Genomic DNA, 8,795 nt, shown 5'->3' with positions numbered 1-8,795 from the left:
GGGGGGGTAATAAATACAAGAATTTTAGGTGAAAATCATGAACAAACCCTATCATGACAACTTTTCAGCAGTAATTGACTGGTTAGAATTTACGGTCACTGGCTTACAGTTGGAAAGCGTCATCTTAGAGATATTAAAATTAGAAAAAAAGACATTTACGAAAATGGAGACCGGGCGTTTTGGTTATCGTACTCAATTAAAGTGGAATGAAGGAAGCTTATATATTATGTTTAATGCGGTAAATGATAAAAACGAAAACTTACCGCAAACTGTTGATCGGATGGGCGTCCATGTAATGATTACTGGTTCTGGTTGTCGGCAATACGAAAGTCTCTACGAATTAAAAACACTCCTTCTCTACTTAACAATTCTGGACGATAAGGTGAATTTTTGTCGCGTAGATATTGCTATTGATGATCTACAAAACCGCATCATTAATTTTAGCCGAGTTCATCGTGCAGCGATTAACGGCCACTTCACATCACGGTGGAATAAGTGGGACGAGGTCAATAGCCGTCAGTGTGCCACGGGAGAATTCCTTGGACGGACAATGTATTTTGGATCGCAATCTTCAGAAATCTTTTGTCGCATCTATGATAAGACGCTGGAACGCAAGGCAAAAAGTGAAGAGAGGACTGCAGAATCCGAAAACTGGACACGACTTGAGGTAGTTTACCGCAAAGAACGAGCAAAGAAGCTCGTCTACCACATTATTGATAAAAATCTATCAGTCGGAATAGCAATTCGAGGGACATTAAAGCAGTATATTCGGTTCATTAAGCCACCACGTAATCGGGATTCTAATAAAGCACGGTGGCCATCCGCAAAATGGTGGGAACAGTTGTTAGATAACGTTGAAAAACTACAACTAACAAGTAAAAGAGAGCCAAAATCAATTGATGATATGGCATCATGGCTTGACCGGCAAATAGCACCCACGATGGCTGCTATTATAACGGCATATGAGGGCGATATTGACTGGTTGCACAGAATTATCAAGAATGGTGCTTCTCGGCTCTCACAGCGGCACAGAGACGCAATTGCGCAATACTTACAACGGGAGGTCGTAAATTAAATGGAAGAGTATAATATGGTCGCATTTTGTACAGAGCAAACAAGTGCAGAACAGGAATATTTCTATAGCATTAACCCAATGGGGGTTAATGCCTGTGTGGTAAATCTCACAATTGGTCAGAATGAACAGAATTTATTAGCAGAAAAACAAATTAAGGCAGCTAAAAACGCAGGAATGGTTATTCATGTGTCACATATTGCCCGTTTTAGCACGCCAGAAGAGGCTAGAAACGAAGCGAAATTCTTTTTAACACACAGTCGAGCGTTTAATTTGTCTGAGCAAGCTATTCATACCTTAATTTTCACACCAACCGTAGCAGATAAAACTGCAGTTGAGCTGATTAACTTTTTTCAGGAAATTTTGTATCTCAATGGATATCGCAATCAAGATTTATGTGTATCAGCACAATTGATTGCTAATAATATTATTGGAGTAGGTGGGTTACATTTGCGACCTAATCTAACTGTGATTGACTATAATCGTCTTTATCCATCCGTTGCTGGAGCTGGATCATGGATTTTCGATAATGAGTACCTCGATGAACGGCAACTAATTGCTTATGATTTCATGGATTTCTATACTAAAGCAAATCAACTGCGTGGTCGGCAATTAAGTTTGGACTCTGAATATGTTGCAAGAACAGGTGACAACTATTGGATGATTGCTCAACAGTTAGGTATTAAATTGACAAGATTATTGCTTTTAAATAATGCCAAGCTAGATGATAAAGTTGTCCCAGGACAGAGAATAAAAATAGCATAGTAATTCGATATCGACTTTTGAGTTGGTATTTTTTTATGCGGATTAGTTTGTCGAAAAAACGTAGATTCCCCAGGCTTTAGCGAAAAATACAGCACATAAGTTAACAACAATAGTTATATTAAATATAAAATTATGTAATTGCTTTGGGGTGAGAAGAACGGAAAATAATAAGCCTTCCGTCCCCCCTTTCACTTCGCATATAAAAACAAAGGTAGTCGAGTCATCGATTTAGCCACTCCAGCCGCATACGCGTCTTCCGTTTGGCAAATCTATGCCTCTTGACTACCTTTTTACATAGAAGCAAAGTCTCCGCATTAGCGGTCGAGCCCTTCATATATTCCGGTCTCTCCTTCTCGCTATGCGAAGCCTTATTAGGAATAGTTGCTTCGTTGCAGGGGGACGGGAGGCAATAAGTGTAGGAGGCAACATAGTATGTAACAGGTTATTGTCCTATGTGCCCTAAACAAGCGAAGAGACCAGGCTTGAGAGCGAAGATACGGAAGACGCGTATGCGGCTGAAGCTTCGCGACAAGACAAGGGCTCGAAGCTTCAGGGGCACATAGGTTTAAAATAAAAAAACCGCCCGGCAAATGAGCCAAGCGGTAGTACAAGATTGCTAAACCATGCTATAATATAATCAGCAGATGAATATATTATATTCAACAATTAGGCTGATAGTTTAGCGGTAGCGCTTCTTGTTCTGGTGTATGGCAGTACACCACCAGCCAAGCGCATCTAAGAAATTCCGTAATAGGATCACGGCCTTTCATGATTAACTTGTGCATTAGTGGTAGCCAATGCACTTTTTTTATTATACCATTTTTCTACACATAAATCTACCAAATCCTTACAGCCACAAGGGATTTAGTGACATTAGCTAATCAAAATTAATCTGGTCGAGCATCTTTTCGCGACTAATTTGATCTAATCCGAGATACTTCAAAGTCATTGCTTCTGACGAATGATTGAGTAGTTCCATGACTAGACCGATATTATAATTAGATTGTGTATAGACCCGATAAGCACCCGTTTTACGCATGGTATGAGTACCAAGATAGTTAATGCCGAGTAGGTCGCCCGTTTTATGCATGACTTTATAGAATTGTTTTTCAGTAATGTGGCGATCATAGTGGGTGGTTGAGGGGAAAAGCCATTCGGATTGAATGTTATTTTTTTGGAGCCACCTAAAATAATCAATTAAGTCCTGTTGAACAGGTTTTAGATATAAAATATTGGGTTTATTAGTCTTTTTATCGCGAATATACGCATTTTTCTTGATAGTCCCATCATTTTCGTAAATTTCGTTGCGTCTGAGAGCTAATACATCGCTCACTCTGAGTAGTGTTGCCTTGCCGACCTGAAAAATAGTGTAGTTTCGACGCCCAAAACGGAAGTTATGAAGTAGGTTGTCCTGAACTTCATGGAGAATATTAGAATCTTTAATGGGTAAGACGAGTTGTTTCATAGTAATTAGCTCCTTCTTATTTAGGGGTTATTTTTTACATTTAAAGATTAAGAGCCCCTAAATTCTGATTATAGAATATAGGGGCTTTATTTAATAGTATTCTTAAGGGGCTATTTGTGATAAATAACCCCTATATTTCAGAAATTGGCCATAAAAAAGAGCACCTTTTCAGGTACCCCGCCGGCTCGGATAAGTAATCAGCTGATCCAATTTGCACACCAGCATCTTCATCTTTGTATTGTTGCCTTTTTTAAGTAAGAAGCAACTGAAAAAACTGATTAAGTTCATTATTGAGCTGTTGAAGCACTTGCTTTATCATTTCAGCAGAATAAACCAACGTCTGTCGCGTGTGGCAGGCGTTTTTTATCTTTATAAGGGTTATAAAATATCCCCTAAAATGGTATGTCATCGTCTGTCAATCTATCACCCACATATTTATTTCTTAATCGCGTAATATACCCTTGAACAGCAGTATCTAAATACTTTCCAATGTTATCTTTTCGCTTATCTCTATTAGGCACTCTACGACGAGAAACATAAATTAAGTGTTCTTCTAAAGTATGTTTTCCAACTGTACCTCCTCCACCTAATTTAATAACTTCCCTATATTGAGGATATACATGCCTATATAGATAACACATCGTTTTTTGATTCATTAAGTCATCCGGAGTTAATAAATGTGCTGTTGACAACATCCTAGTATATGTACTTTGCATTGCATTAAGATAATCTTCACTGTCAGCCCTTCTCCGATCTTTTTCCTTTTGTTTGATATCTTGTTCATTTTTATTATTTAGACGCGCTACAGGCTTCCCTGTGACCTTAAAACGGACTGCTACGACCCGACGCTTAGATTTTATTTTTTCGAACTCCACATTAAGATGTGTATGCTCTGTAATTTCGTCACAAGGTTTTGCTAGAATCCATTTAGAAAAAACAGACATACGGTCATATCGCTTAAGTGTATCCGTCATTCTACGTAGTTCATCAATTGAGATAGTAGGATTTTTAAATTGATTAAGCTGGTCATCTCTTCTCGTACCAGCTTCCTTATAGTATTCATACTGACTATAATTCATGCTAAGCCAACGATATAGGACAATAGAATACTTATTCGTTAAACCCATAATATCTGTTAGTGCATATTGGGTAAAATTTTGCTTTAGGTCAATAAGATATGGAATGATTGCTTGATCAAATCTCACAATGACATCATCATCATAATCATTCCAAGAGATGTACGGAATAGGTACAATCCTACGATACTTATACCCTTTTTTCCCTTTTACTTCACGAATCTCAAAGTACGCTTGTTGTTGCATCCGTTCTATTGCTTTTTTAAAACGATAATTTTTATTAGAATCATCCACACCAAAAAAAGAAAATATCTCTTTTTTTGAAAGATGAACAGTATTATCCTCTGGAGGATTATACGTATCAATACAAGAAACGGCTAATTCAAACATTTTCATTGGAATTTTGTCCATCTTGGCAACGCTTGCTATTAAGTCATTATGCTCGATGATAGTCCTATCTACAAATTTAGCTTTATCTCTCCTGCTGACTGTCATTAGGTCCTCCTTAAGTAGCCGTAATAAGTTACTAATTATAATGATACTATAAAAAGGGATAAAACATTTAATTTTTTTATCCCCCAATATAGTTTTTTTTATCCTTAAGTCGCTTAAAATATAGTTTTTTCTATCCCCTAATATAGTTTTTTCTATCCTTTTAGGTGCTTAAAACGCCGTCATTATTAACTTTATCCCTTACGCAAAGTTTAAATACTTTAAAGTATATATAAGATATATGTATTTAAAAACAAAAATATATTTTTCAAATATCAAAAAAAGCTAGTTCAAATAACATATAATAAATGTGAACAAAGAAGGAGGTTTCCCAATGACTAAAAATCGGTACACTATTAAGGAATTAGCTGATGAATTAAACGTAACTAAGCCAGGGATTAGGAAACTAATGTCGGAAACCTTTAGAAAACAGTACACAGAAACAAGCGGGAACAAGATTTTAATAAATAGTGCTGGTGCCAGAATAATAAGGAAACACTTTAGATACAACAAGCAATCGCAAAATTCGCAAACAAAAGCGAAAACCGAAAACAGTTACCAGAAACTATCGAAAACTGTTTCTAGTAACGAGCAAATCAAAGTTATTTCAACACAGCAAGAAACTATCGAAATGCTGAGGGAGGAATTGAAAGCCAAAAATCAGCAACTTTCGAATATGCAGAAACTAATGGATCAAAATCAACAACTGTTATTAAATACGCAGGCTGAGAATAAAACACTTTTGGCCCTCACCCATCAAGATAATAGTCAGAAAACAGTTAAGGATGCCGAATATAAAGAAACGGAAGGAAAAACAGCATCTAATCAAGATAAACAAACCCAGCAAAAGAATGACCAAGAAATCCTTGATAATTTAAACGGAAAAAAGAAGTCGTGGTGGAAGCGCTGGTTTTAGCTCCATTTATTGCCATTCATGTACATCATGTTATAATATACATGTAAGATAGATACGGTGTTCACAGGATTCACCACACAAAAAGCTCTCAAGCTATGTCCGGTAGCAAGAGAGCTTTTTTAGTGGGTTATGCTGTCACAAAGGTATCTATCACTTACGTTTGTTTAACCAATACGCAAAGTAAATGGGAATTATCGCTAAGGATAATTGTGCTAGATAATGTAAGATAGATATAGCAACAGACTTCACAGGCTTCACCTCCTAACGTTAGAAATAGATTCTAAGTAGTCAGTGGTGACAGCTGTTTAATTATATCATTCATATTAACTATAATTAAAAAATAGCCATTCATATATTGAATGAAAAAGCAGAATTATGTATAATATGAATTGCACCAAGGAATGTACGTACGTAAAAATATATAGTGAGTTAATTAAAGCAATGGTGACATTTCCCTTCCGATTGGGAATGTGTCGAGACTAATAAATAGTCAACCATTGCTTTTTTTGCGTTTAAAAATGGCTGACAGAAAGGAGTTCAAGATGAAAGTTGCAATGAAGACCGATAAAGGAGCACGATTACAATTCTCCTTTACTTCTGAGGACTATCCAAAGGGTAAGAATTATATCTTCAACAATGCAGTAAGTGGTTACAATGACGACCAACTGACAACCTTTGCACAAGCTTTAGACATGCTCGTAGAAGGTTCTCTATCGGATGAAATTGCCGTTCTAGCTACTACTAAGGTAATTGTCGAAGGTGGTACGGAACAGCCACAAGCGTAAGCAATCCATCAACCTAATAGGTAGGAAAGGAGGTTTTATCTCATGATTACAATCTTAAAGCTTAAATTTAAAGATGTAACTGGTAAGAGTCATTTCTTCAAAATCGCAAACCCTAAGAAGGGCTTGGATAAGGAAACTGTTCGACAAGCCATGGAAATGATGGCTTCTGCTCATCTCATTAAGAAGGGCGAAGAAGAGTTGACTGCTACTCCAGCGGGAGCTAAATACGTAACCACAACTGAAGAAGCTGTTTACTCAGACGAGGTATAGTCATTGGGCGAGGACGCGGAACGTGCCCTCGCCTTTTTTATGTGAAAGGAGAAGAAAATGGAACTTAATAAAGCATTAGCCCTGGAGAATTTCGCCCAAACAGTTTACCGCAAATGTGATTGCTGCAAACGAGTACGTGATATTTATTTCCGTCTAAACATTCGAGATGCCAAAACAACCTCAATGCTAGTCGGCTCACTCGAGTTATGCAAAGAATGTGGGTACAACATTGGAGACATTACTAAGACCGAAATTCAAACAGAAAGGACATTAAAGGAATTTAGCTTTGACTAACGACATTATTAGATATGTGTTAGAGCAGTCAGGAGGATTGTTAATTGCGGTTATCTTAATACTACGCATAGAAGCCAAACTAGACGGCTTAACGGGCGAAATAACAAGATTAACTGATACTTTAACAAGACACCTTATCCTGCTCTCACAACATAGTAAATCTGAAAAATAAGACACGACCAATTTTTATATTTACGCAAGAGGGGGTGACGAAATGGAATTGCAAGAAACGTTTGACCGGTTCCTTACCGATATGAAACTAGAAGGAAAAGCTGATATGACGCTAGTTGAGTATGCAAATCGATTGTCAAGATTTAAAAAATACCTAATTCGACATAAAAAAGCGTTAAATGAGATAAATCATAACGATATTGTCGAATTCACTCGTGAAATGTTTAAGAATAACTTAAGTTCGACAACTATAAAATGCGAACTATCGACTTTATACGTATATAGTCTATGGGGAGTTAAGAACGGAATACTCAAACATGTATCACTGTCACCGGCAGACTATCCTAAGACTAACACTGCTAAGAAGCGGATTCGGCGATTGGCGGACGAGAACATTCAGGCGTTTATCGCATATATTGATAACCTTCAAGAAAACATTCGTGCTGCTTTTTGGCTGATGTATGGAACAGGAGCGCGGGTCGGCGAGGTAGCGCATTTAACGGTTGCAGATGTCCAGCTTAAGGGACGTGCAGTCTACGTCAATATCACTGAAGCAAAGTGGGGCAGTGATCGTTGTATTCCAATTCTTGACCAGCAAGCTGCAAGGATTGTTTGGCAGTACCGACAATCAGTAGGACTAACTAAACAGCCACTATTTCGGCTCTCACGGCGAACCCTGCAGTGGTATGCGACAAAATTTGCCAAAGAGACTGGTGTTGAGTTTCATTGCCACCTATTACGTCATACTTTTGCAGCTAAATTAACAGAAAAGGGAGTGCCAATTACCACCATTCAATATCTATTAGGGCATCGGACAGTCGCAATGACGGCATACTATGCTCAATCAGCACTTGTCGACGTGACGAGTATCACACCAACAATTTAGTACCAAACACAAGGAGAGAAAGAGATTATGAATGATATTAAATTATTAGGACGATTAACCCAAGCGCCAGAACTAAAGGAAAGTGTTAATGGCAACCAGTACGCATGGTTCACCGTAGCCGTACCTCGAAAAAATAACCGTGATGAAGCTGACTTTATTCGTTGCAAAGCTTTTGGAAAGTTGGCAGGTGCGCTTAAACAGCACTGTGATAAAGGACGCCAGCTACTCCTCACAGGACGTTTAGAGGTAAGTGCCACCACTGACCAGCAGACTCAACAGAAGCGGTTCTTCCATACAGTAATTGCCCATCAGGTGGAATTCTTGCATGACCCTAATCGAGTAGCCGCCTAAAAAATGAAACGTAGTCGGTTGTCAATGGTAAGCGGACCAAGCAACGCGCGGGAGCATTAAGGAATTGACAACCATGCATAATTACACTTTGGCGGTTTCCGGAAACAAATTCATTTGGTTTCCGGTTGCCCCACGGCGAGTGCAGGGTGTGGGACTGGTCCCACAAATAAAGTTTTTGGTGTTGCTTTTTTCAAAAAGCGACATAAAAGCTGGTAATTACTTTGTATTACCCCCACCCACTAATAGGGGGGG

11 protein-coding genes are annotated in these 8,795 nt (G+C 38.2%); 9 read left to right on the top strand and 2 right to left on the bottom strand.

Annotated elements, in window-relative coordinates; genetic code table 11:
* Nucleotides 1–37: 37 nt before the first annotated feature.
* Nucleotides 38–1,075, top strand: a complete 1,038-nt coding sequence (locus H5S39_RS00080; RefSeq protein ID WP_182599953.1) for a replication initiation factor domain-containing protein — start codon at nucleotides 38–40, stop codon at nucleotides 1,073–1,075.
* Nucleotides 1,076–1,837, top strand: a complete 762-nt coding sequence (locus tag H5S39_RS00075; RefSeq protein ID WP_182599952.1) for a GH25 family lysozyme — start codon at nucleotides 1,076–1,078, stop codon at nucleotides 1,835–1,837. It abuts the gene before it with no gap.
* A gap of 877 nt (nucleotides 1,838–2,714) precedes the next feature.
* On the opposite strand, the gene H5S39_RS00070 is transcribed toward H5S39_RS00075, so the two are convergent.
* Together H5S39_RS00070 and H5S39_RS00065 are read right to left on the bottom strand one after the other, a co-directional pair.
* Entirely contained in the window at nucleotides 2,715–3,302 is a 588-nt protein-coding gene (locus tag H5S39_RS00070) for a tyrosine-type recombinase/integrase (RefSeq protein WP_182599951.1), read from the bottom strand.
* 392 nt (nucleotides 3,303–3,694) lie between these two features.
* A complete protein-coding gene (locus H5S39_RS00065) occupies nucleotides 3,695–4,873 on the bottom strand; it encodes a RepB family plasmid replication initiator protein (RefSeq protein WP_182599950.1) in 1,179 nt (392 codons plus the stop codon).
* Nucleotides 4,874–5,204: 331 nt separating this feature from the next.
* Between H5S39_RS00065 and H5S39_RS00060 the strand changes: the two genes are divergently transcribed.
* From H5S39_RS00060 to H5S39_RS11485, 7 genes are all read left to right on the top strand, one after another.
* Complete coding sequence (locus H5S39_RS00060) at nucleotides 5,205–5,786, top strand: hypothetical protein (protein WP_182599949.1); 582 nt, start codon at nucleotides 5,205–5,207, stop codon at nucleotides 5,784–5,786.
* Between the two features lie 542 nt (nucleotides 5,787–6,328).
* Complete coding sequence (locus H5S39_RS00055; protein ID WP_182599948.1) at nucleotides 6,329–6,571, top strand: DUF1659 domain-containing protein; 243 nt, start codon at nucleotides 6,329–6,331, stop codon at nucleotides 6,569–6,571.
* Between the two features lie 42 nt (nucleotides 6,572–6,613).
* Nucleotides 6,614–6,841, top strand: a complete 228-nt coding sequence (locus H5S39_RS00050; protein ID WP_182599947.1) for a DUF2922 domain-containing protein — start codon at nucleotides 6,614–6,616, stop codon at nucleotides 6,839–6,841.
* A 57-nt stretch (nucleotides 6,842–6,898) separates the two neighbouring features.
* Nucleotides 6,899–7,135 carry a hypothetical protein gene (locus H5S39_RS00045; protein ID WP_182599946.1) on the top strand — a complete coding sequence of 79 codons (237 nt, stop codon included), beginning with the start codon at nucleotides 6,899–6,901 and terminating at the stop codon, nucleotides 7,133–7,135.
* Between the two features lie 214 nt (nucleotides 7,136–7,349).
* Nucleotides 7,350–8,192, top strand: a complete 843-nt coding sequence (locus H5S39_RS00040) for a tyrosine-type recombinase/integrase (RefSeq protein ID WP_182599945.1) — start codon at nucleotides 7,350–7,352, stop codon at nucleotides 8,190–8,192.
* Between the two features lie 27 nt (nucleotides 8,193–8,219).
* Nucleotides 8,220–8,543 carry a single-stranded DNA-binding protein gene (locus tag H5S39_RS00035; protein ID WP_182599944.1) on the top strand — a complete coding sequence of 108 codons (324 nt, stop codon included), beginning with the start codon at nucleotides 8,220–8,222 and terminating at the stop codon, nucleotides 8,541–8,543.
* Nucleotides 8,544–8,607: 64 nt separating this feature from the next.
* The coding region (locus H5S39_RS11485; protein ID WP_220477007.1) for a hypothetical protein at nucleotides 8,608–8,795 on the top strand (188 nt) is incomplete at its 3' end.

It is taken from the genome of Limosilactobacillus rudii (assembly GCF_014145455.1).
Classification (GTDB): Bacteria; Bacillota; Bacilli; order Lactobacillales; family Lactobacillaceae; genus Limosilactobacillus; species Limosilactobacillus rudii.
This window is presented reverse-complemented; position numbering and strand designations above follow the sequence as displayed.

Bases quoted from the DNA above. Each gene is read 5' to 3' on its own strand.
- H5S39_RS00080 (WP_182599953.1), top strand. From the start codon at position 38: ATGAACAAACCCTATCATGACAACTTTTCAGCAGTAATTGACTGGTTA.
- H5S39_RS00075 (WP_182599952.1), top strand. From the start codon at position 1,076: ATGGAAGAGTATAATATGGTCGCATTTTGTACAGAGCAAACAAGTGCA.
- H5S39_RS00070 (WP_182599951.1), bottom strand. From the start codon at position 3,302: ATGAAACAACTCGTCTTACCCATTAAAGATTCTAATATTCTCCATGAA.
- H5S39_RS00065 (WP_182599950.1), bottom strand. From the start codon at position 4,873: ATGACAGTCAGCAGGAGAGATAAAGCTAAATTTGTAGATAGGACTATC.
- H5S39_RS00060 (WP_182599949.1), top strand. From the start codon at position 5,205: ATGACTAAAAATCGGTACACTATTAAGGAATTAGCTGATGAATTAAAC.
- H5S39_RS00055 (WP_182599948.1), top strand. From the start codon at position 6,329: ATGAAAGTTGCAATGAAGACCGATAAAGGAGCACGATTACAATTCTCC.
- H5S39_RS00050 (WP_182599947.1), top strand. From the start codon at position 6,614: ATGATTACAATCTTAAAGCTTAAATTTAAAGATGTAACTGGTAAGAGT.
- H5S39_RS00045 (WP_182599946.1), top strand. From the start codon at position 6,899: ATGGAACTTAATAAAGCATTAGCCCTGGAGAATTTCGCCCAAACAGTT.
- H5S39_RS00040 (WP_182599945.1), top strand. From the start codon at position 7,350: ATGGAATTGCAAGAAACGTTTGACCGGTTCCTTACCGATATGAAACTA.
- H5S39_RS00035 (WP_182599944.1), top strand. From the start codon at position 8,220: ATGAATGATATTAAATTATTAGGACGATTAACCCAAGCGCCAGAACTA.